The sequence below is a fragment of the Prosthecobacter sp. genome (genome assembly GCF_044232965.1).
Lineage (GTDB): Bacteria > Verrucomicrobiota > Verrucomicrobiia > Verrucomicrobiales > Verrucomicrobiaceae > Prosthecobacter.
The window spans coordinates 81,311-108,124 of record NZ_JBIIKX010000009.1; the positions used below are offsets into that span (position 1 = coordinate 81,311).

1 protein-coding gene (running past one end of the window) is annotated in these 26,814 nt (G+C 59.0%); it reads left to right on the forward strand.

The genetic code is table 11. The features are described 5' to 3' along the window. A protein-coding gene (locus ACILSI_RS06145; RefSeq protein ID WP_395720976.1) for an autotransporter-associated beta strand repeat-containing protein crosses the window boundary here: on the forward strand, positions 1-26,814 show its 5' portion. Its footprint extends 5,010 nt past the window's final position; the window shows 26,814 of its 31,824 coding nt (coding positions 1-26,814); it begins with the start codon at positions 1-3; its stop codon lies off the right edge, out of view.

A 26,814-nucleotide genomic window follows, 5' to 3' on the forward strand; every position in this document is an offset into this window, starting at 1 on the left:
ATGAAAACACTCCGCCATCACCGCCTCCTGTTAGGCTGGTTCATGACCCTGCTTGTGGCTGCGTTGCAGGTCGCCACACCGCTTCAGGCTTCGACTTTCTACTGGGCCCCTGGCGGGTCATCAACAGCCAGTGATAACTGGGATACCACATCGGCCTACTGGGGCTTGGCTCCTAGCACCGGAGGAACAGCGTGGAGCAATGTAGGCGATCACACTGCGGTGTTCGGCAATGCCGGGAGTGGTCCCAGTGTGGTGTTCATCACAGAACCGGTGTCTGTTGGCTCGCTTGTGTTCGACACCAACGATATGTCGCTCTTTGCGTTTTCGGATACGAACACCTTAAATTTTGCCGGGCCTGCCAAGGTCACCCTCAAAGGAGCAGCGGAAACCTTTGCCACCATCCAAGCGAAGCTGACAGGAACCAATGGTCTGACGGTCGAGTTTATTGACACAGCCGGGTCTCCTGGAACCTACTACGGCGAATTGAAACTTGGGGGCAATGCTGCAAGTGCGCTGACCACTCTATCTGGAGGTATCACCGTGAAGAACCGGGCCAGTCTGGCTGTGGATGTGGGACCGCTCGATCTGACCGGTGGGAAGAATCCTCTGGGAGCAAACGCGATCAGTCTCGAAGCTGGCTCAAGGCTGAATATTGTGGGATCCTCCAGTTCTGATCAAGGCCTGTCGGGACGCCTTTTCGCCACCAATGGAACGGGTGACAGCAGTCGAGTGGATTTTACCGGGAACGCCACGGGGGTGATTGTGCCTGGAGGCGCTACCGCACTCGGGCTTCCCGCGACGAACACTAACACGGTATCCTCGCTCAACGGCAGCGCCGCCACCACGTCCATCCGCTATGTGGATGCCAACGATAATACGCAGACGGTTGGCTCTTATGCGGTTCAGTGGGTCGGCAAGGTTAATATTGGCACATCGGGAGATTATACTTTTTTTGCCAGCCCGGATGATGGCGCACGCATCTACATTGACGGAGTATTGATACTCAACAACGATGGTGGGAAAGGGGCGACAGACCTTTCCAGCGCACCCATAGCGCTGGCTCAAGGCTCCCATGACATTCGCATTGATTATGTGCAGGGGAGTGGTGGTGGCAGCATGAATTTGGGCTACGCGGGTCCCCAAACCGGCTACATCCGTCAGGTAATACCGAGTGCGAGTTTGGTCCAGGCTGATGTCAATGAGGCTGGCAGATCCAGCAACGCCCTGCAGTTGGGCAATGCCGTGCATGTGCAGGGGAGTGCCGTGATCAGCTTGACGGACACGGACTTCACTTCCGCGCAGATGGGCAAGCTGCTGCTGAACAGCGGAGCGACTTTGACCGTGGAATCTCGTGAGGCAAACAATGGTGCGATCGTGACTGGCAATGGGGCAGGGTTTGGCAAGACCCTGAGGTTTGGAGGAACGCAGGTTGCGCCGACGATTTTTGGCACCCCAGGGTCGGGTGTCAATGGCACGGTCACCATCGCTTCTGACATGAATGTGGCTTTTGACGGGGTGGTGTCAGATGAAAACCTGCGCAGCATGACAATCGAAAAGACGGGCACAGGGTGGCTGCACTTCAGCCAGACAACCAGCCCGAACTCTTTAAGATCAACATCCGCCATCAAGATGATGGGAGTGAACAGTGCTTTGGTGCTGACCGGCTCGGCGGTGAGTTCCAACAACCCGATTGGCGCGGCGGAGATCGTCCTCGCCAATGGAAATCTGGTGCTGGACACCAAGGGAGCTACCGCTGCGGGTATTGGCCCGGTGTTTAACAACAAGGTCACGGTGCAGCAAAATGCCGTGATACAATCCGTGGCAAATGCGGTCACCGTCACGCTGGGTAGCATTTCCAACGGGATCAGCATTGCAGCCGGTAAAACGTTGGTTTTAGACGCCATCGCAGGCGGGCGTCCTGCCAGCGACCCGGGTGCCAATCTGGTGATCGCAGGGAGCATCACGGGTAACAACACGACCTCCCTGGTGATTCGATCCACGCAGAAAAATGCGGGGACCACTGTCTCCGCCATCACGGCACAGGCTGACAGTGTTGCACAGCGGATCGGTTTTGCCTCTCAGAGCGGTGTGGTGACGCTCAAGGGCAATAATGCTGGTTTTGCAGGAGCTCTGAACTTCGAAGCTGGATCCAACCTGAGAGTGGAGGGCGTGAGCGCTCTTTCTGGCAAGACATTCACCATGGCGGGGGGGACTCTGCAGCTCTTGGATGATGGAGACGGCAGCGGGAGCACACAGAATTTTGCCTTCAACCACGCCATCACGGTGACTGGAAATGCCACGCTGGCTGTCGGGCGCACAGCGACCTCCCAAGCGCCATACTACACCCAAGCGGCGAACAAACTGGCACAAATCACGAGCCTCGGCGCCGGACGGCAGACCGTGACGGTGGCCAACAACAACGGTTATGGCCTGCAAGTGACTGGATTGACCACGCTGACCGGTGCGCCGACCTTCACCGTCAACAATGCGACCACATCAAACGCGCCGACTGGCCTCCACTTGGCCGGACAGGTGACCGGGGTGGGGGCAAGCATCCTCAAAAACGGCGGCGGGACACTGATGCTCAGTGACAACACCAACAACTTTGGCGGTCCTGTGAGCTTCTCCGCTTTTGGTTCGGGCTCGACTTTGACGGTTGAAAGCGTGGCAAAGTTGGTGGCGGGACAAAGAATCACAGGCACCAACATCAACGCTGGAACGAGTGTCAGTGCCATCAATGTGCGGAACTACGCGGCCAGCGTGGCCAACGGCGGCACCGTGCTGACGCTCGGGGTGGATCTGAGCACCCTATTTAGCGCGGGCATGCCGGTTTCCGGCACGGGCATCGTTGCTGGCACCAAAGTGGCGGCGGTGAACAACAACTTTACGAACACCACCACGGGTTCGATTTTTTTCACTCCTAACATTGTGTCGAATGTCGAAAATGGGACCGCTGACTTCCGGGTGGGCATGCCAGTGAGTGGCAATGGCATTGCACCTGGGACTTATGTGGCTGAAATCATTGATACCAGCAGTTTGAGATTAAGCCAGGCCATCACGGCTGACAATCCCACTTTGGTCCGTCGGCAACTGACCTTGGACACTCCGGTGTCGGTGGCTGACCCGACCTTGGTGTTGTCTCAATTGGCGCTCAATCAGGCGCTTGCAGGGGCCACCACAACTGTGAATGCAAACTCAATGATTAACGTCTCGGCAGGTGTGCTGGCGTTCACCAATGACGGAGCGCTTGGGGATGCGACAAACCAGATTCTCGTCAACACCAACTCGGCCACGGTCGGCTTGCGGGTGGATGGCAACGGAACCAATGGCAACGGTATTTTTAGTTCCAGCCGGACGTTCATCATGAACCAGCAGAACAATTCCTTGGAGGTGACGGCTGGAAACATGCTGACGATGAGCTCGGCGTTTACCTTTGCGAATGCCAATTTCGATCTGCAAAAAAACAACCGAGGCACACTGCTGCTGACCCAGGCACAAACCGGCTGGAATGGCAATCTGATCGTGGGGCAGGGAGTGCTCAGGATCAACAACGCGGCAGCTTTGGGTAACCCAGGTTCTTTCAATCTGGGCAGTGGCGTCGCGGCCAGGGCCACGCTGATTGCCAACGTGGCGGCTGCTCTGGAGTTGGATGGAGACCCTAATGCCTTGGGTGGCGGTGTTGGACTGACCATCGCTGAGGCGCTGGTGTTTACCCCCGGCAACAACAACACCTCCAACGGCATCAACGGAGCGGGAGCTTTGCGTAGTGTTACAGGGGTCAACAACTGGAATGGCACCATTTCGTTTTCGGGGCAAAGCACGCAGGACGGCTTTATGCGTGGGGCCGTCATTGGGGTGGAAACCGGTTCGACGCTGAACATCGGCGGGGTGATGACCGGACGAGTTGGAACCGCGGGCGGTGGCACCGGCAGGGGGGCTTGGTTTGCTCTTACCGGCGGCGGAACAGGAAACATCACCCAGTCGATCGGGCACGATGGCAGCCTAAATCCCACGGGCACGAACATTAACACCTTCTCTTTGGTGAAAGCTGGCTCTGGTGTGTGGAACCTCAAGGCCGCCAACGCCTTCTCAGGTCAGAGTATTTATGTGAACCAAGGAACCTTGGTCTTGCGCGATGCCGGTGCCTTGAGTGCTCCAATCGTGGCAGCAGGCGCATACACTGTTTTTGTGACCCCTAACGGGGTGCTGAGCTTGGACAATAATGTGGGGGGCAACATTAACAACCGCCTCGGTGGACGCGGGCTGACGCTGCACGGCGGTGCTGTTAACATCACGGGTGTCAATGCAGGCACAACCAATGAGGTCATCGGAGCGTTCACCCTGAATGCGGGGCACTCAATCATCACCCTCACTGCTGGAAGCACCGGCGGTTCTCTCAATCTGACCACGGGTACCGTCACCCGCACGACAGTCAACGGTGCCGCCGCTGCCAACACCGGAACCCTGGAGTTGATCGGAAGCAATCTGGGTGGTGCGGCAGGTGCGAACACCGCCACCATGCAAGCCACAGGGACGGGTTTTGTGTTCAGCGGCCAGAATGGAGCGGTCGGTTCCTTTTCCAAAGGCATTCTGCCTTATGCGATCATCACCAATGGGGGCCTCAACACAGACACGACCTTTGCCACGGCAGACACAGTGAACGGTGTTTTGCGCAAGCTTGCCGACACCGAGATGACGTCAACGCTCACCAACAATCTGGGTGGCGTTATGACGCCTATGAATGTGAGGCTTTCCGCCGTCGGCACCATCGCCAACACACTGACGGCGAATAGCATGACTGTGAATTCACTGACCTTGAACAACGGGGGCGGGACCAGCGCACAGTCCAGTCAGACGCTCTTTCTGGACAGTGGTGGCGTGCTGGCTCTCACGGGTACGGGGAACGCTGGCATCAGCGGCGGGATCATGCGCGCCCTGAATAACCGGCAGTACATTTACCACACCTTGGCAGACTTGAATGTCTCGGCGACGATGATTGGCTCTTCGAGCGGGTTGGTCAAAACTGGCGAGGGCACCATGACTTTGGCCGCCCAGCAGTTTTACTCGGGTGCCACGGCCGTGAACCAAGGTACTCTCAAACTAGCCAGCGGCGGAACCAACACCCTGTTCTTCAACAATGATTTCATCCTTCAAGGAGGTTCATTGGATCTCAACGGAAGTTCGCAGACGCTCACCACCCTGCGGTTGGACACGGCCTTCGCCCAGAATGCCCTGTTGATTCCGGGGGTGGGCGGGAATGTCATTAATTCTTCAGTCACCCAAGCCACGCTTGGGCTGGCGAATGGCAACAATAATTTCTCCGGCAGCATCAATGGGAATGTGGCGCTGGTGCGCTCGACCGGGGCGGGAAGCTTTAACGGTTGGAACTTGTATAACACCAACACCTACACTGGAGCCACCATCCTGAATGGCGGGCTCACCCAACTGCTTGGCAAAGCCACTCTGGGCGATACGGGCAGCTCTTCATCAATCGAGATCAGCCAGGCCACCCTTCTTATTACCAATAACAACGCCACAGGCATTTATGAGCAGCAGGTGGACAACCGGGTCAGTGACACGGCTCCGATCACGATGCGCGGTGGCATGCTGGAGTACCGTGCTCGTTTCGGCACCGAAGGCACCGAGGTGTTTGGGGCCCTCACATTGAAGGAAGGCAATAGCATACTGAATGTGGCTGAGCCTGGCACGGGCATCAACAGTTCCGTGGTCACCTTCACCAGCCTGACTCAGATGAATCGGGGCACGCTGCGGTTTCTCAATGTGGACGGTGCCTTGGGCAACAATGTCGGTCGTGTGATGATCGGCAATCTGAACGGACAGCCAACCACCACTGTGGGTGATGGACTTATCAATAATCTCATTGGCGGCTGGGCGGTGTTTGAGCGCGAGTTTGCCAGCTACACCCCCGGCACGGGTGTGGGGGCGTTGAACGGCGTGGGCTATGCCGGTTACTCGCCCAATGACATCAACTCGGGTGCCGCCACAGACAACATCCGCCTGTCGTTCCCAGGAGTGGCTTCCACTGGTACAATAGGGACTAATTTGCTCACAATCAGCAGCACGGTTGGTTTGAGCGTCGGAGACGCGGTTCTCGGGACGGGTGTTCCTGTGGGGGCAACGGTGGCTTCCATCGTCAGTGGCACCCAGTTTACCATCAATCAGAATCTCAGCGCGGCCAACCCCACCCTGAATCTGCCGCAGACTGTGACACTGACGAATGACCGCACTATCAATAGCTTGGCCATGGTGGTGGCTGGGGATAGCACCTTGGATCTCGGAACCAAAACTTTGACCCTTGGAAGCGGTGGTTTGATCGCCTCCCAGGGCTTCGATCTCATCAATCCCCAGGTGACGGTGGTGACCAGTTCGACCACCAGCAACATCGTGGACGTTTCCAGCATGCCTCAGTCTCTGGTGGTGGGATCGACCCTGCTGGGCAGGACGGTGACAGCAGTGAACGGCCTGCGAGTCACACTGGACGGCAATGCCAACACCCCCACCACCGCGCCAACCAATCGTGATTTCGTCAGCGGTCTGCAAATGCCGATCACCATTCAGAACGGGGATCTGACCGCTGGCATTGGCAGCGGCGCAGCTAATCTTTACCTGCACGCGCTTAATTATTTGAATGGCAACAATAATGTGTACAATCGTGATCTCATTGTGTCCGCTAGGATCAAGGACAATCTCGACGGTGGAGCGGTGACGCTGGTGATTAATGGGACCGAAGGGCGCGGCACCACCGCTGGCATCAGTGGTCTCCGTTCCAATGAAGTGCTTCTGACCGGCAACAACACTTACACGGGAGGCACCTTCGTTAACGCGGGATTCGTCATGTTGAATTCCTCGGCCCAGGCGCTCGGCACCGGTAATCTGACCATCACCGGCGGCGCCAGCACCAACGGCGCAACGGCAGCGGAACGCACCTCCACGGTGGTCTTTGGCGGTTCAAACCAGCTCGCCAGCGGTGCCACGGTGTTCATGAATGGCGGTTCCACGCTGGAGTTGAACGGCTTTGACCAGACGCTCGGTGGATTGAACTTCGACAACACAGGTGGCAACACCCCCACGCTGCATGTTGGTGCAGGCACGCTCACTCTGAATGGCGGCATCACGGCCACTGCTTCCAACCTGGGCAATACCTCGACCATCACCACAGGAGCCATGTTCTCTCGCTTGGTCAATGGCAGCAACACCATCACAGTTGGCAGCAGCGGTGGTCTGACTGTCGGGATGGCGGTCACTGGCTCTGGCATTGCCGCAGGCACCACGATCACTGCCAAGAGTGGGACGGCGGTTACATTGTCCTCGGCCGTCACCGCCTCCGGGAATAGTCTCCTTACCTTTGCCTCCAGCGGCTCAATCTCCCTGGGGACGGCGAATCGCACCTTTGATGTGGCCCCGGTCACAGCGAATGGGGTAGGCCTAGCTCCTCTGCTTCCGACGTTGAACATCACCGGCACTATCATCGGTGGAGCGGGGGGGGGTATCATCAAGACTGGCAATGGACTCCTGCAACTGGGCGGAACCAACACCTTCACTGGAGGCGTGGATTTGCAGGCAGGTGGTATTCTCATTGCCGCCAGCAGTGTCTTCAACAGCGGCACGCTGGGCGAAGTCACGGCCGGCCCTCTGGGGAAATGGAACGCCACCACCAATGCCACGGGGATTTTGACCGTCGCCGGTGGCACCAAACTGCTTTCCAATGGCAACTTCATCATCGGCAACAATGTCACCGTGACTGGGAATTTTGGTTTTGACAGCACGGTGGCCGCAGGCACCAACCTGGCGCTCAGCGGCACGGTGACGCTGCCTGGAGCCGTGACCATCGACGTGAAAAACCCTGGCATGACCGCTGCCCTCGGCACAATCACCAGGACGGGTGGCAATGACATCACTATCACCAAAACGGGCCTGGGAACCCTGGCGCTGGGAGCCGTGGCTGCGGGCAAGACGGTGCTTGTGAACCTTGGCGTTGCCGCTGGCAACATTGCCCTGCTGCATGACGGGGACGGCACTGGCTCTCTCCAGACCATCGCCACTGGCATCACGCTGGCTCCTACGGAAGCTGTCAGCCTGACAGTGGGACGATTGGGCGCATCCTATGCCCCCTTGTTTCTCACGGCTTCGAATAAAACGCTGGAGATAGCCCTCAGCGGCACTCTTGGCGGACCGCTGGCGGTCACAAACAACCACGGCCATGGCCTTAAAGTGACCGGAGGCGTGGCACTGGGGGCTAATCAGGTTGTGAATGTTTCCACCGCCACCGCCTCGAATGTGGTGCAGGGGCTGACCTTTGCAGGCACGGTTTCAGGATCCTCCGGCATCATCAAGAGTGGTACCGGCACGCTGGCGCTCAGTGGTGACAATAGCGCAACTCTCACCGGCACCTTGGAAGTTTTGGGAGGGGTGCTTGCCGTCAACAGTGATCTGGCCATGGGGAATGCGCTCAACCAAGTGAGCCTGAATGTCAATGCGGCCACTGGCGTCGGTCTGCGGGCCACCGAAACATTCACGACAAGCCGGACGATCCAACTCAATGCGACGAGCAACGCCATTGAGGTCACCGCAGGCAAAGTGCTGACCCTGAGCACCGCCTTCGGTCTTGGGGTTGTGAACAACGCGCTGCGCCTCAATGACAATGGCACGCTGGTGCTCGCCGCGGCTAATACGACTTGGACGGGTGTTCTCACGGTTGGTTCGGGTGCGGTTAGAGCCACAAATAACAGCGCGCTTGGCACAACGGCGGGCGCCACTGTGGTGACCGGTACCGGAGCCGCTCTCCAACTGGGTGGCGTCAGCATTGCCGAGCCGCTGACCTTGAACGGCTCGGGCATCAACAATGGTGGCGCTTTGCAGGCGTTTTCTGGCAGCAACACCGTCAGTGGCACCATCACGCTTGGATCGGCCACGACCATCGGAGCGGACTCGGGAACGACGCTTAATCTGACGGGCGCACTGAGCAGCGGGCAGGCGCTGACGTTTGCCGGTGCAGGAACCATCAATAAAACGACCACGGGCTTCGGTGCGGTTGCCTCGATCACCAAAATGGGCAGTGGCACGACGACGCTCAGCGCCAATAGCGCTTCCTTCGGAGGTGGCTTGGTGGTTAATGAGGGAACCTTCAAAATCACTGGCGCTGGAGTCACCATCGGTGGGACGAGCACGATAACGGTTCAGGGGCCTACCGGAGAGCTGTTGATCGACGACAGCGCGGGCGCTGCTGTCACCCACTTTTCTGGCGTTCGTGCGGTCACGTTGAACGGTGGTGCGCTGACATATCTTGGTGGCACCGGGGCATACAGTCAGACATTTGGTGCGCTGACCACCAACCGGGGCAAGACCAATGTCATAACCTCCACCCGTGGTGCGGGCACCAATCTGACGACCTTTCTTCAATGGAACAACGGGGGGGATTCGAGCACTCTTTTCGCGGGGGTAGGGCTGGGGGTGGACGCCAACAACAGAATCCTTCTCACCAATGCGCCGGGAGCAGCGGGCACTCTGGGGATGATCAACAATGTGGTTCTGCGTGCGACCCTGAATGGGACGGACTTTGTCTCCTACAATCACAATGGAACGGCGGGAAACGGCAACGGCATCCAGGCGTTTGCGGCCTATGACGTCAGCAACAACATCGACACGGCAGCCAATAACACTGCCACCATGAACATTTCTGGTGCGGCCACCTTTTCGGGCACGACAAACAGGGCCATCAATGCCCTCAAGATTTCCGGGAATGGCCTTAATATTGGAAGCGGAATCACGACGCAGGGCGCCACTCTTGCGTTGAGGGCCGGCGCGATCCTCAACTCCTCTGGCAACAACACGATTAGCGTTCCACGGCTGAACTTCGCTGATATCAACAACAACGCGAATGTGCAGGCGTATGTCGCTGTTAATTCAGGCACCCTCACCATCAGCAGTGTGCTCACGGGTGGGGCGGGCTTTGTCAAAGACCTTGGCGGCACCCTGATCATCAATGCGCCGGATGACCGGGCCGGTGTCGCCAACCTCAGCGGTCAAACATTGACGGGAAATTTTGCGATCAACGCAGGCACGGTGAAACTTGGCGGCGGGAACAACACCCTGACGCCCAACCAGTTCCTGATGGTAGCTCCAGGAGCCACCCTGGATCTGAACGGGACCTCCCAGTTCGTCTTTGGCATCCGTGGTGATGGTGCGGCGCTGCAGGGCAATGCAGGTACTGTTACAAACAGCGCTATTGGTCAACAGGCCGCTTTCATCGTTGGAGCTGACAATGGCGGCTTCAACTGGGGCGGGGTGATCAAGCAGGAAGCCGGTGCCGGAGCCATGAGCTTCCTCAAGAGCAGCCCACAACAGTACAATCTCCTGGATGAGAGTACTTACAGCGGGGCCACGGTATTTGCCGGGGGCATCAATTTGCTGGCCAATGGCGGACGGTTGACCAACACCACCTCCATCGCTGTCAACTACGCCTACCTGCAGCTCAACGACAACGTCAACTTTGCTTTGGCCAATCGGGTGAATCTAGCCGCCGATATTACCTTGCGTGGTGGATCCTTGGTGTATCAAGGACGTGCCCAGACCGAAACCTCGCAATCGGTGGGCAATGTCATTCTGGCGGAGGGTTATAACATGATTCAGTCGGCAGTGGGTGGCACGGGCGTCAATTCTGCCACATTGAATCTCACTTCGCTGTCCAGGCCGGGAGGTTCGACAGCCACGCTACGCCTCCCTGAAAACGGTCCCACCGGACTTGGAACCATTGGCAGCAACGCGCGTATTCTCATCACCACTCTCAACGGCTCATCCACCAGCACGGTGGGAGGTGGCCTGATGAACAATCTGATCGGGCCATGGGCTGTCGTGGATCGTGAATTCGCGAGTTATATCCCAGGCCTCGGCGTGGGAGCTCTCAATCGCGTGGGCTTCGCCGGGTATTCCATCAACACCCTGACCGGGACACCGCTGGAGACTGACAACATTCGCGCTACTGCCAATGTGGGGCCTCTGTTCGCCGATACCAAGGTCAACACCTTTGCCATGGTCAATCCCACCGCCGCCGTCACCACGGTTAATCTGGGCGGATTCAAGCTGACGCTTCAAGGGGGCGGCCTGCTCCTGGCCCACAACGGAGCCAACCGTAACATTACGATCACCAATGGGACGATCACCAGCGGCACACTGAACAATGCCAGTGATCTGTATGTGCATGCACTGCCCTATGGTTTTGGTAATGCCACAACCACCATTGATGCGGCGATCGTGAACAACGGCACAGGTGCTGTGCGCCTAGTCTATTCTGGCAGTGATGGCTTGGCCAATCTGACCCTCAACGGCACGAACACCTACACTGGCGGCACGGTGGTCAATGGTGGTGTGTTGATCGTCGGTTCTACCGGCAACCTCGGAGCAGGCAACATCACCATCAATGGGGGCGCTCAGTCCGGCAGCGGTATCTTGGCGCAGCAAGTGGGTGGCGTGATAGACATTAGCAAGACAGGTGCGACCACCGATGGCAGCGCCACGGTGACCGGCATCAATACTTCCAACTTGGTGGTCGGGCAGATGGTGCGAGGGGCTGGTATTGTGGATGGCACGATCATCACAGCAATCGGTGCCAATACGATCACTTTGAGCAATGCCGCCGGGGCAAGCAACGCCACGGCAAGCCTGTTCATGGCCAACACAGTCACCGTCAATGGCACCGGTCTTCTCGTTCTGGCGGGTGCGCAAAATCTGCATGGCCTCGTGTTCAACGGCACGGGTGGCGGCACTACGTCTCCCACGGTCAGCACGGGTGAAGGGCTGCTCACCATCGGCACTGGCGGCATTGTTTCAAACCCGTTCAATCCGGCGGCTGCTCCGCTGCTGGTTGGCCGCATTGATCTGGGACCGACCGCCAACACCGTCACGGTCAACACCTACGATTTCAACACCTTCACCAACTTCGCACCAACCACGCCAGGCCTGATCATGGGTGGCGTGGTGGGGTCTTCCGGCGGCTTCACCAAGAATGGTGACGGCGTGCTGCAAATCAACCAGTCCACCTTCACTGGCGCGGTCAATGTGGTGGCCGGCAATATCCAGTCCGGCGCATTCAACAGTGGTTCCCGTTTCGCGGACCTGAATCTTGGCGCGGGCACGTCCCTCAATCTGAACGGCCAGGCCACGGTCTGGGGAAGCCTGGGTGGCAGTGGCTCAGTCTTCAACAGCGTCGCCAATGCGCAGACTTTGACGGTGGGCTTCAACAACAACGACTCCAGCTTCTCCGGCCAGATCAACCGCTTCAACGACGGCGTGCCCAATGGGGTGTTCCTCAACAAAGTGGGCACAGGAACCATGACCATCACCGGCACGCAGAACGCGCTGAGCGGCTCCACCGGCACCGTCACCATCTCCCAGGGCACGCTGGCCTACAGCGGAGCCGCCGGAAAGGCATTGATGCCGACCCAGACGATCCAGAAAAGCGGCACACTCCTGCTGGACAACAGCGGCACCAACGTCAACAACCGCCTGGCCTCGCCCCTTATCAATGTGGCCGACTCCAACTCCACTCTCAACATCAGCGGTGGCACGCTCAGGATCGTCGGCAACAGCAGTGTCAACACCACGGAACTGCTGACGACGCTCACGGTGGCCAATGGCGGCGGCCTGCTGGATCTGGAAGCTAATCCTGCTCGCAATCTTACTTTGACGGTGACGAATCTCTCCAGCATCAGCACGGGCGGCACGCTCCTGCTGCGTGGTAATTTCAACGCGGTGGGTGTTGCCGGTGCGCAGGATGGCTTTGCCAATTTGGCGGTCACGAATTTCCCGGTCCTGTTCACCCAGTTGAACACCGGCAACGGCACTTTCACCATGAACACCCGTCCGGACATCATCGCGGACTCTTCCCTGACCGGCCAAGGAACGGCCTTCGTCACCAAGGACTCGGTCTCAGGTTATTTGCGGCCGCTGGCGGACAATGAAATGCGCACCACCCTGGCGAGTCTTTCACAGGACAATTTCTCCCTGAGTTCCAATGAGATGATCAGCAACGGCTTCAGTGCGGCGATCAACAGCGTGCGCCTGCTAAGCGGGGGTGGCATCGGCATCACCTCATCCGTAGGTTACTCAGCCGCCGCCTATGGCCTCCAAAGCCGATGGGGGGGGAACCTCGTCAATGGCGGCATTCTCACCGAATTTGTGCGAACGGGCGGTGTCCTGGCTTTTGAGGGCAACGCGGGCATCACCACCCCCGGTCTGGGTGCCTACAGCGGCTGGTTCTACTTCCACACCATCGGGGAAAACACGAACCTCAACATCAGCAGCATTTTGTGGAACGTCGGTGGGGGTCTCGTCAAATCAGGAGCCGGCACGCTCACGCTCAGTGCCAGAAGCTACTACTATGGCAACACCATCGTGAACGAAGGCACGCTCATGCTCGATGGTTCGAATGACTCGCTCGGTCTGGTGAGGCCGGACCTCACCGCAACCTCGCATGTGGCCGCATATTCCAATTTGTACATGAACGGCGGCAAAGTGGACCTCAATGGCGGGAGCCAGATGCTCGGCACCCTGGGCACCGCCAACTCGCTGCCAGTCGGGGGCGAGATCACCAACAGCTCCGCCACAGCGGCCATGCTGACCGTCAACACGGGCAGCGGCGTCTTTGGCGGCAGCCTCACCGGCAACCTAGGCTTCAACAAGAGCGGCAACAGCGAACTGATCCTCAGCAACGCCAACACCTACACCGGGGCCACCATCGTGAGCGGCAACACGCTCACCCTGCGTGACAGCGGCACGCTCTCCGGTACTTCTTCGGTGTCGGTGAATTATTCGCAGTTGCAGTGGGAGAACCGGGGGCTCAATCCGCTGGACAACTCGAATCCCACCCGTGTGGCGGCCAGCGTCCCGCTCAATCTTCTGGGAGGAACCTTTACTATCCAGGGTGGCGGCTCGTTTGACACCACGGTAGCCTTGGGCAACGTGACCATCCAGGGCGGCGGCAGCATCGTGAACGTTTTCCCATCGTTCAATGCCGGCAGCGCGGTGCAGCTTGCCATCGGCAATCTGGTGCGGACCACGGCGGACCACGGCGTGGTCAACTTCGTCTCCAACGTGGGCATGGGTGGAACGGGCAACAACAACAACGCCCAGGTGCTCATTTCCACCATCAACGGTGCCGGATTCTCCGCCGGTCAGTTGACCAACAACCTCATCGGCGGCTGGGCGGTGGTAAATGGCAACAGCTTCGCCACCTACAAAGACGGTGTGGGCGTGGGTGAGCTTGGATCGACGATCGGAGGCAACACCTTTGCAGGCGGCAATGTATTTCCCGGCTACCATGGTGGCGACCTCAGTTCCACCACCACCCAGGCGACATGGAACATCAATGACACCTCCAACCGCATATTGACACTCTCGAAGAGCGTTAACTCCCTGCGCATGGCCAATGGGGGCGCCGCTCAGACCATCACTCTAGGCAGCGGCACAGCCGCCGTAACTTTGTCCCTGGGCGTGGGCCTTTTGACCAACACTGGGCAGGCCACCAACATCGTATCCGCCAATGCGGGTTCGGCACTGACCTCCAGCGGCTCGGAACTGTTTGTCTTCGTCAACCAGGGCACCACCACCTTCAACACCAGGATCACGGGAACGGTTGACCTGGTGAAAAGCGGCGGCGGCACCCTGACTCTGGGCAATACCACTGCCAACAGCCCATCCAACGACTTCACCGGCACGACTTATGTCAACCAAGGCACGCTCAATCTTAATGCTGATGCCGCCCGGATCATGATCCCTGGGAATTTGGTCATCAACAACGCCAATGTGACGATGGGCACTAACAAGTTTGACAGCACCACCGGCCAGATCGCGGCCACCAGTAATGTGACTCTCAATGGCGGTGCCACTTTGAACTTTGCCAACTACGGTGCCACCACCACCACGACGCTCGCCAGCCTCACCTTCAACAATGAGGGCGGCGTCACCCAGCCCGCCGTGCGGTTCAACGCGCCCACCGCGCTGCATACGCTGAACCTGACTGCCGCCAACGCCATCACGGTTGTCAACAACAACCCTGGCACCACGCCGCTGATTGCGGCTGCCAGTGTGGCCGACCGGTCGCTGGTTAACTTCATCAACGCTGCCCCGGTCATCAATGTCTCCGGTATTTCGCCCGTCGGCCTGGTCATCACCGCGCCGATTAGCAGCAGCGGAGCGGCCATTGCGAAGGAGGGCAACGGTTCGCTGGCGCTGTTCGGTGCCAGTACCTACAACAATGGTTTCCATCTCAAGGATGGTACGCTCATTTTTGGCATCAACACGGTGGGCACTCCTGCAGCTCTCGCCAGTGGGCTGAGCGGCAGTGGAGCGATCGGCAGAGGCACGCTGACGATTGGCGGTGGTGGCCCCGGCTCCAATCCTATCATCCAGGCCGCCAACCGACTGGCTCCCTCGATGAATACCACCAACCTCAGCGCCAATGTCACCATCAACACCGGTACCACGGCCACCAGTCTGGCCTTGGCCGTCGGTCAAGCAGTGGTTGGCAGCGGGGTGCGCACGGGAGCGTTCATCACCAGCATCAACTCTGACACCAGCTTCACGCTGTCACACGCCGTGAACAGCACCAACGCGGCCAACTTCCTCCGGCTTACCACGGTCGTGGGCAACGCCGTGACCCTGGCGGGTGATTTCACCTTCGGCGGTGACAGCCCGACCTGGCACCAGAGCTACGATCTGACGCTGACCGGGGGCGTGAATCTCGGCGGAGCGTCACGCACCATCACGGTCGGTAGTCCATGGGCCACTGGCTACATCAGCGGTCAGATCACCAATGGTGTGGATCTGACCAAAGACGGAGCGGGTGTCCTCGTGCTCACCAACAGCAACAACGTGTGGAGCGGGGCCACCAACATCAACAATGGAATTTTGGTGCTGGGCAGCTTCGCGGCGGGTTCCAACGATGGCGTCATCCCCAATGGTTCCGCACTCACTGTCGCCGCCGGGGCGATGCTCGACATGGCTGGACGTAGTGAGACGGTAGGCTCCCTGGCGGGCGGCGGGGTGATTACCAACACCCACAACGCCATCACGGGATTCCCCAATCTCATCTCGACCCTGACCGTAGGCGGGGATAACACCAGCACGGTGTTTTCAGGCATCCTGACCGCGGTTTCAACAAACCTGCTTGCCCTCACCAAGGAGGGCAGCGGCACACTCACCCTCAGCGGTGTTTTGAGCAACTACACCGGCACCACCACCATCAACGCCGGCACCATCAGCGTCAGCACGCTTGGCAATGGCGGCAGCTCCAGCGGCATCGGTGCGGCCTCCAATGCCGCCGCGAACCTCATCATCAATGGCGGCACCTTGAAATACACCGGCATCACCTCCACCACCAACCGTTCCTTCACCATCGGTGCGAACGGGGCCACGCTGGACTCCTCCGGCGGCGCATTGACCTTCACCGGCACGCCCGCACTTGCCTACCAGGGCACCTCGGCGCGCACGCTCACTTTCACCGGCACTTCCGCTGTCGGACTCGTGAACACCTTCGCACCGGTGATCGCCAACGCCACAGGGCTTACCAGCGTCGTCAAGAGCGGTACGAACACCTGGGCGCTGACAGGAGCGAACACCTACACTGGCACGACGAGTGTAAACTCGGGCACGCTGGTGCTCTCCGCTGGTTCGCTGGGCAACACCGCCATCAGCGTGGCATCCCCGGCCACTCTCAATCTTTTTGCGGCCACCTACAATGCTGGAACCACTGGCGCGGGCTCCGCCGGTTCCACGCTGAACCTGGCCGCCGGTTCCACGCTGAACATGTCCAACAATTCGGTCGGAACCTTCAATTTGCAGCAGCAGACCTCGTTCATCGGCACCGCCATGACCATTGGCGCGGCCAGCGGTGCGCCTGTGAGCATGTTCTTCGACATTGGTGGCGCCACCACGACGAACATCGACCGCATCATTGTGAGCAAACCCGTGGTTCTCAACGCCAGCGGAGTGGAAATCACGGTCAATCCCCTCACATCCATCACCCGGATTGTGGCAGCGGGAACTCCTGGTGTTCCCCAGTTCTACAATCTGATCGCAGGCAGCACCTTCACCGGCACCGCCGCCAGCCTGAGCAGCAACGGCCTCATCGTCGGCTCCCAGGATCAGTTAGGCGACATCAACGGTACCACGACGATTTCCGGCCTCGCCACCACCGTTGGCTTGAACGTGGGCATGCAGGTCACCGGCACCGGGATTCCTATCGGCGCCACCATTGCCTCCATTGTGGATGGAACCACGATCACGCTCTCCACCGCCGCCACCAGCACCATCTCTGGGAATGACATCAACTTTGCCAATGCTTACAAGCTGACGCTCTCTCCCAATGCCACCGCCCTTCGGCTGGGGGTGGAGACCGTGACGATCAACAACTGGTATTGGGACGGTTCCGTGAGCACGAATTGGGACGCGGCCAACAACTGGAGTTCGGTTCCCACTGGTTCTGGCACTGGCTCCGTGCCGGATGTGGTGGACAACGTCTTCATGACCGCCAACTCGGCCACCAGGCTGGCCACCACACTCGGGGCGAACATGCAGATCGGCAGGCTGACCTTTACCGGCACCGGCACCTCCGCCACGGGCACCGTGACCATCAGCGGCGCGCCAGGAGCTGACAAGCTCAGCATCAATGCCGGCGGCATCACGGTGCTGAGCGGCTCAGGCGCGCATACGATCAATTCCAGCGTCAATGTCAGGCTGGTCGCCGATCAAACTTGGAACATTGCCAACGTGGCCGGCAACGCTCTCACTGTGAATGCGCTGGTGAGTGACGTCGGAGCAGGCATGGCGCTCACCAAATCCGGCGTCGGCACGTTGAAGCTTAACAACACGGCCAACAGCTACCGTGGCTTCACGCGCATCACTGGTGGTGTGCTGGAGGCCTTCGCGCTTGCCGACGGTAATGCGGTCAGCAGCATTGGTGCCTCTGCCGAGGACGCTACCAACCTAGTGATCACCGGCAATGCTACCCTGCGCTACACCGGGACCGGAGCCATCACAAACAGGCTGTTCTCTGTCGGCACGGGCGGGGCCACCATTGAGTCGGCTGGCACGGGTGCGCTGATCTTCAACGGCATTGGAGCCATAGGCTTCGACGGCGCGACCACCGCGCGCACCCTGACACTACGTGGAGCCTACATTGGTACTGGCGCCTTAATTGGTGCTGGTCCCTACATTGACACTAACACCCTGATGGTGGCCATCGGCAACAACACCGGCGCCACTTCTCTGACCAAAACCGATGCTGGCACCTGGATTTTGGCGCCAGGCAATTCCCTTGTGGGAGTCAACGGTGTCATCAATGGCACCATCACCGTCATCGCGGACACTGCCGGCCTCGTGGTGAACCAGCTCGTCACCGGCGCCGGCATCAAGCCTGGATCCTTTGTTCAGTCCATCGGGCAAACGATCAACCTCACGCTGCCAGGAAATACTCTTGCGGTTAACGATAAGACTGATGCAAATGGTACGCCGAATCCTGACGGTGAATACACCGTTACTACTCGCAATGGCAATGATGTTACCCTCTATACAGATCGTCGCTTTACGATGAACCAGACCAGCGATGCCATGGCTCCCGCTGAGAACGTCCTTCTCAATATCCCAGGACACAGCCTGACGAATGGACAAAAGACTGATGCGGACGGCACACCGAACCCTGATGGAGACTACACCGTCACTGTCATCGACTCGAACAACGTCTCCCTCCTCAAGCCCGCCGAAACCAGCCGCAGCATCGCCTTTGATGCCGCCGCCGGGAATGGTTACACGGGGGCCACCACCATCACAGGCGGTGTGCTCAGCATCGCTGATCTGAAGAACGGCGGCATCGCCAGCGCCATCGGTGCCTCCAACAATGCGGCGGCCAATCTGGTCATCAGTGGCGGCACACTGCGCTACACTGGCAGCGGTTCGAGCACTGACAGGCAGTTCAACCTCGGCACCACGGGCACCATTGATGCGTCGGGCACCGGGGCGCTCGTGTTCTCCAACAGCGCCGGTTCCATAGGTTTCACCAGCGTTGCGCCACGTACGCTGACCCTTGCGGGCACCAGTGACGCGTCCTTGATCAACACCATGTCCTTGTTGATCGCCAACAGCGGCACCGCTCCGAACCTGACGTCTGTGACCAAGTCCGGCAGCAACACCTGGGCGCTCACACGCCTGAACAATTATACTGGAGTCACCACCATCAACGGGGGTGTCTTGCAGGTGGCCAACCTTGCCATTGGTGGTTCAAACAGCAACATTGGCGCCTCCACCGCTGTGGCTGGCAATTTGGTGCTCAATGGCGGCACTTTGCGCTACACTGGAGCGACTGTTTCCACCAACCGTCTCTTCACCCTGGGTGCGTCCGGCGGTGGCATTGAGGCATCAGGCACGGGGACGCTCACCATGAGCAGCGCGGGAGGCAGTGTGGCTTTCACAGGGGCAGGCGCTCGAGCACTGACGCTCGGCGGTACCAACACAGGCACAAACACGCTTGTCGCTGTTATTGGTAATAACGGGACTGATGTCACCAGCTTGGTCAAGTCAGGTTCTGGCAACTGGGTCATCACGGGGGTCAACACCTACACCGGAACCACCACGGTGAATGGCGGCGTGCTGCAAGTTGGCACAGCCAGCACGCATCGCACCGGCACCGGTGCCACCACCGTCAACAGCGGTGCCACGCTGGCTGGTGCTGGCTTGGTCAACGGCACGGCGGGAACAGTTCTCAACGCTTTTGCTGATGGCACCAATCATGTCATCAACAGCGGGGCGACGCTCAGTCCTGGCGGTAGTTTCGGCACGGCCGTGGGCACCTTGACCTTCAACGGCAACCTGGCTTTGAATGACGGCTCGTCTTCGATTTTCTCCATTGCAAACGCCACCCTCAACGGCGGAAGCGGACTGCTCTCTGCCCTGGCCACAAACACCTATGACACCTTGGGCGGCTATCGTGACACCACATACGCCGCCTGGGATGCTACGGCGATCACCGCCGGCCGCCATGATTTCATCCAGGTCAACGGCCAAATTACCTTGGGGCAGCACACGATCACCATTCAGGACGTGAACAACTATCTCACCTTGGCCGCCACCGCTGGTAAGGCGCAGGTCGGGGACATTTTCAATCTGGGCAACTGGCTTGACGCCAGCGCTCTTTCCACCTTCAACGCCGGTCAAAATTACCGCACCGGTGGTTCGGGTGGTGGCAATCTCATCCTGCCCACCCTTGGGGGTGGTTTGGTCTATGATGTGAGCCTGTTCAATGATTATGGGTTAATCATGGCCATCACCAAGCCGGGCGTCGTGCCGCTGGTCATGAACAGCTACAACATCAACCGTAACGGTTCGTGGAATACCGCTGCGAACTGGCGCCCCTCGTCCGTGCCGAATTCTTTGGGCGCGATCGTCAATATGAACACCGACATCGGTCTCGGCGGCCTGCATGCCACGGTGACCTTGGATGGCGATAAAAAAGTCGGTTTGCTGGTCATGGGAGACCAGAACAATACCAACCGCTTCGAGATCGCCCGCGGTGCGGGCACTGGCAGTCTTATCTTCAACAACGGTGACTATGGTCGCGCCTTGCTCAGCAAGGTGCAGTCCAACAGCACGACCGTCGGGGTGGACATGATCAGCGCTCCTGTCATTTTGGAGAGCAATCTGCGCGTCAATGTGAACTCAGGCGGTGCCACCGCCCGCCTGGATATCAGCGGTGGTATTTCCCAATTTGGAGGTTCAACCTTTGGCGTGGACTTCATGGGAGCGGGGCGTACTACGCTCAACGGTCAAACGGCCAATACCTACACTGGGCTTACTACCGTTTTCAGTCGTGGTTTCGGCGACGCCGGCAACCCGCAACTCGTGCTGGCCAAGACCACAAGTGTCATCAGCGCCACGCCTGTGGGGACCACCCAGCAGCAGTCCACTGCCGCCACTACCGCCAGCAGCACCCTCGTTAATCTGACCGCCGGAAACACCAACAACTTTTACATCGGCATGCCAGTCACTGGACACCCGAACATTCCAGTTGGTGCCGTCGTGACGCAGATCAATTCCACCACTCAATTTGTGATCTCGCTGGCGGCGACAGGTGCCACGACCGCCACCACCACGTTTGACACCCGCCGTACGGTGAATCTGGCCAGCACCACCGGCATGTATGCCGGCATGGTCATCAACGGCCATCCGAACATCCCGAACGGCACAATCATTCAGGCCGTCAAAAATGGCACGCAGATCGTGATTTCCACCGACGCTACCGGTGCCACTGCCAGTAATGCCACCTTTGGTACTTACGTTGCGAATGGGGCCATTGCCGGCAACCTCAAGCTCGGCAATGTGAGCATGGGCGGCCTCGGCAGCACTGTGGTACAGCTTGGTGCCAGCGAGCAGATCGCCAACACCTCGCTGCTTCTGTTTGATGCGGGATTTGGCGGTAACTCCGCTGCCAACAACGGCAACAACTCCTACTTCAAGCTGATGGGCTTCAGCGAGACAGTGCGCGGCATTTCCGATTACACCGCCAGTGGGGTGATCGAAAATCTCGAGGGTGAAGGCGGGTCCGCCAACAGCACCCTGACCTTCAACACCAGCGGCACAAGCTACTATAACGGCTTCTTGCGTGACCGCGCCAACAACACCGGCACCGGCGTGTTGAATGTGGTGGTCAGCGGCAACGGCACGCAGGTCCTCGCGCTGGGCAACATCACTTACAGCGGCAGCACGCTCATCAATCCGGGTGCCACTCTCGTGCTTGAAAGCGCGACCGCCATTGGCAACGGTGTCGGAGGCGCAGCCAACTCCGCCATCGGCTCCCGCGCCATCGGTAACAACGGCTCGCTCGGCCTGCGCATCAACAACGGTGCCACCTGGAACTTCAACCGGGTCGTTTCAGGCTCCGGCGGCCTGGTCCGTGATGGAGGCAACGGCATCCTGAATCTCAACTTCAATGCTGGGGTTATCTCCAGCTACAACACCAGCGGTACCACCGTGACTGTTCGCAGCACCGTGGGACTGGCTGTGGGAATGTCCGTTTCGGGTTCGGGTATTCCGGGCGGTGCGACCATCGCGGAGATCCTTTCCCCAACTACCTACCGGCTGTCCGCCACACCGCTGGTTGCGGGCACCAATGCGGCTCTCACCTACGGCTCCGGGCAAATCGGAGGCGGTGTGCAAGTGCTGGACGGCGGAACCACCAACTTCAACTCCACCACCACCGTCACTGGCGGCGGTTTCTACATCCAAGGCATTGAGAATCTGACCACGGTGAACTGGGCGTCGAATGTCAATGTTCAGTCTGGCGGGCTGACGCTGCGCGGCACTGGGGACAACGTGACCAACGGTGCCATCCTCAATGTGAACGCGGCCAGCACGGTGACTGGTGCCATCAACATCCTTGCCGCTGATTTGCGGCTCGGCAGCCAGACGGCCGCAAATAATGGAACGTTGACGGGTATCACCACCATCACCGTCGGTGGTAGCGGCAGCACTGCCGGGGGTAATGCCGCCGCGCAGCAGGGATTGAACATCTCCAACAGGCACGACAGCAACAATGGCAATCGCGTCAATGATAGTGCGGCCATCGTTCTAAAGGCCGGTCGCGTCACCTTGGTGGGCGCCGGTGATAGCGGCAACGGTGCGTTTGCAGAAACTCTGGGGCAATTGTCTCTCTCGGAAGGCTCCAACTTTGTTTACAGCTTCCAGAGCAGTGGCGCTTCGAATGCGCTGACCTTCGCCGGCCTCACGGCGCGCTCAGCGGGTGCCGTGGGTTCGATGGTGGTGTTTGACACAGTTAATGGTGTTTTGGACCGAGGGACAATTTCCTTCACGACCGCGCCAACTTTGACCAACGACATCATCGGTGGCTGGGCTGTGCGCTCTACCGTGGTCTCAGGGGTGCAGCAGCGGGAGTGGGCCACGATGCTTGGAAACAATGTGGTTGCCTTGGGAGACGCTGGCGTGGCTGCTTACACCTTGTCAGAATCCGCCTCGTCTTCAGACTCGTGGACTGCCGGGGCCACGGGGAGCACCCAGAATGTGAAGCTCCGTCTAGCCAATCAGAGCCTGACGGCGAGCCGCAACATCAATTCCTTGAACATTCAGGATACCGCCGGCCGGACACTCACCATCAAGGCGAACACCGTTTCCGCAGCGCAAACTCTCGTCATCCAGAGTGGTGGCATCCTCTCCACTGGAACAACGCACACCATCGCAGGTGGCAATCTGACTGCGGGGACCAATGCCTCGAACCCGAACTATGAGCTGCTCTTTTATCTGCCGACCAACCAGCTCAACGTCACCAGTGTCATCACGAACAATGGCGCCAATGCGGTCTCGCTTGTCAAGGCCGGTGCCTCGACCTTGGTGCTGACCCCTTCTCTTAGCATCGGCACGAACGGGCTGATGAATCCCAACAGCTTTGACGTTACTCTTGCCTCGGGATCATTCAACACGGGCATCCATATCGGTGCTGTGGTCACAGGGGCCGGTATCGCGGCAGGTACCACAGTGGCTGGTATCATAGGTACTACAGGGGTCACTCTCTCCCAGCGTCCTACGGCCGCCGTCACCAGCACGCTGAACTTTGGCCTCTTCAACAGCTACACCGGCAAAACCTACGTCAACGAGGGTGTTTTGCAGATCAGTCGCGAGAGTGATCTGGGAGCCAATCCTCTTTCCTACGTCGCTGGTCAACTGACGCTCAATGGCGGCATCCTGCGCAGCAGTGAGGATCTTGTCTTCAACGACTCCAACCGCGGCATCACCCTTGGCTTGGCCGACGGTTTGTTCCGGGTGGCCAGCAACCGCACGCTTTCGATTGGCGCTGCCAACACGATCAACGGTTCGGCCGGACGCATGATCTTTGCTGCCGACAGCGCCAGCACTGGCGTGCTCATCGTGGCTGGCAACAACGACCTTTCCGGCGGCCTTGAAACCAGTGGCAACCAGTCTGGCACCACCGGCGCTCTTTCATCCACCTTCACCAATGGCAGCACCACCGTGACGGTGGCCAGCACCGCTGGTCTCCAGGTGGGAACTCAGGTCACGGGCAACGATTTTAACAACGATGACATCCCGGACGACATCCCTGCAGGGGCCACGATCGTCAGAATCATCAGCGACACCCAATATGAGATTTCCGCAGCCCCCATTGCCGATGCGACGCGCAATCTTACCTACAGTGGCTTCAATGAGCTGAGGCTGACTGGCGACAACACCATCGGTTTTGTCCGCATGATCGGCTCCTCAATCGTGCTTCAGGGTAACAACACCCTGACAAGCAATATTCTGGTGAACAGCGGCCTGCTGCGTGTCGGGGGCAACAATCAGTTCAGCGGCACCCTTACCCTCACTGGTGGTGCGGTGCGCTTCGAAAGCGACACCGGACTGCAAAGCGCCAGCGGCTACAAAATCAACAACGAGGGCACCGTGGACTTGAACGGCTTCTCCACCACGGTTTCCAGCATCATCGGGGTGGGCGCGGTGACCAATAACAGCACGAGCGCCTCCACACTCATCGTCAATGGCTCAGAAAGCTTTACATACTCCGGATCGATCACCAACGGGGTTCAGAGCTTTGGGGCCGTGGGGTTGACTAAGACCGGCAATGGTATCATGACGCTTTCCAGCAGCACCAATGACTACACCGGGGCCACGGTGATCAACGGCGGTGGAATTCGCGTTGCCAAACTTGGTTTTGGCGGAAGCGAAAGCAGCATTGGTGCTTCAACCAACGCGGCCTCCAATCTCGTCCTCAACGGTGGTTCATTGCGCTTTTTCGGTGCCATTGCCAACGTCACCGACCACTCATTCACCTTGGGAGCGGGTGACAATGCCGGTGCCATTATTGCCGACGGAACGTTCATTGGAGCGACACTCAGCATGGGTTACATCGGACTTTCTCCTGCGGTCGCCTACACAGGCTCCGGCGGCCGCACCCTCACTTTGGGCGGTAGCAATCGTGGCAACAACGAATTCAACCTCGTGCTGGCGGATGGTGACGGTGGTCCGACGTCGGTGAACAAAATCGGCAACGGCACCTGGGTGATGGGCACCACCAGCACCTACAAGGGTGAAACGGTGGTCAATGCAGGCATCCTCGCCACCACAATCAATGGAGGCTTCGGTGCGGCAGGTGGCGCAGGGATTGCTGTCGTCGGTGGGACCAATACCAGCACTTCGCTGGGCAACCAGAACGCCACGGTTGACCTGCGCAATGTCAACTACACGAATGCGCAGAACATGTACTTGGCGGGTGGAACATTGGCCACCACCATTGGAACCAGCACTTGGGCCGGTTCGGTCTTTGTCACGGCAGACTCCAATATTTTGATTCAGCAAGGAGCGTCTCTGGAGATCAAAAGCTCGCTCGGGGGCTCCAGCTTTATCAATCAATTGGGCGAGGGAACGCTCATCCTGAGCGGGCAGGCAGATCCCACCACCCGAAATTTCGCGGGTGCGCTCACCACCAACGGCGTGCCCGGCCACACCGTGCAGGCCGGCACCCTCAGGCTCAATTACACCACCAACACCAACAGCAAGCTCTCAGACAAGGGCTCTCTCACTCTGGGGGGCAGCCGGTTCGGTGGAAAGTTGGAGTTGGTCGGCGGCACGAACATTATTGAAGAGGTGCTCAATGTCACCATTGGAGCCGGGCGTAACCAGATCGTGGGCACCGCTGGTGCCTCACTGCTGCGCATTAACGGCATTGGTCGTCAGGTCGGAGGAAGCGTCAATTTCTCTGCGAGCGACATCGCCAGCACGGACACCAACAACATTGTTGGTATCCTTGGCTCCTGGGCCACCTTGGGCGGGTCAGACTGGGCGGCAAAGAGCCGCTTCAGCGAAGCCGGCGCCGATGGCGGTGTTAACGGCGATCTCCTGGCAGACCGCCTCATCAAAGCCTACACGGGATATAATATTAATGATGCGTCCAATGCCTGGGTGTTGACCAGCGCTTCAGGCAATATGGATGTCACCGGAGACAACACGCAGAACGCGAAACTGGCCAACACTCTGCGCTTCTTCGCTCCTGATGGCGGTGATTTTGTCCGCAAGGTCACCTTGCAGGGCTCCAACATGATCAACACCGGGGGGATTTTGGTGGCCTCCAACATGGGGGCCACAGATGCTGTCATCGACGGCCCCGGCATCCTGACGACGGGCGTGCAGGGCACGCTTATCAATGATTTTGTGATCTTGCAAAACAACCAGGCGTCTGCCTTTGAGATTGCTGCCATCCTGGCCGATGGCTCGGCCAACCGCACCGCCCGCACGGGGGACACCAATGGCACCACGACGGTCAGTAACATCGCTAACACTGCCGACCTCTACGTCAACATGCTGGTCAGCGGCACTGGCATCGCAGATGGCACACGAATCACGGCGATTAACACAACGCTGAATACAATCACGCTCAGCGCCGCCGCTGTGGGCACCGTGAACAACAACACGCTTGCCTTCAGTCAGGACCGTTCGGCTACCACGGCTGCGGGAAATGCCGTGGTGAACCTAAGCAACACCTCCGGCCTGTTTGTGGGCATGGTCGTGACCGGCCCTGGGGTGCTTCAGAACACGCGCATCGCGGCTATTACCACCAACACAAACATCACACTTAGCACCGCCCCCGGTGCAAATGCCGGCGCTGGGACGCTGGGCTTCTGGATGCCGACAGGCATCGACAAGAGCGGTGTGGGCAACCTCATTCTCTCTGGTCTGAACACTTACACAGGCATCAGCAGCCTCAATGAAGGCGTTCTCACGGTGAAA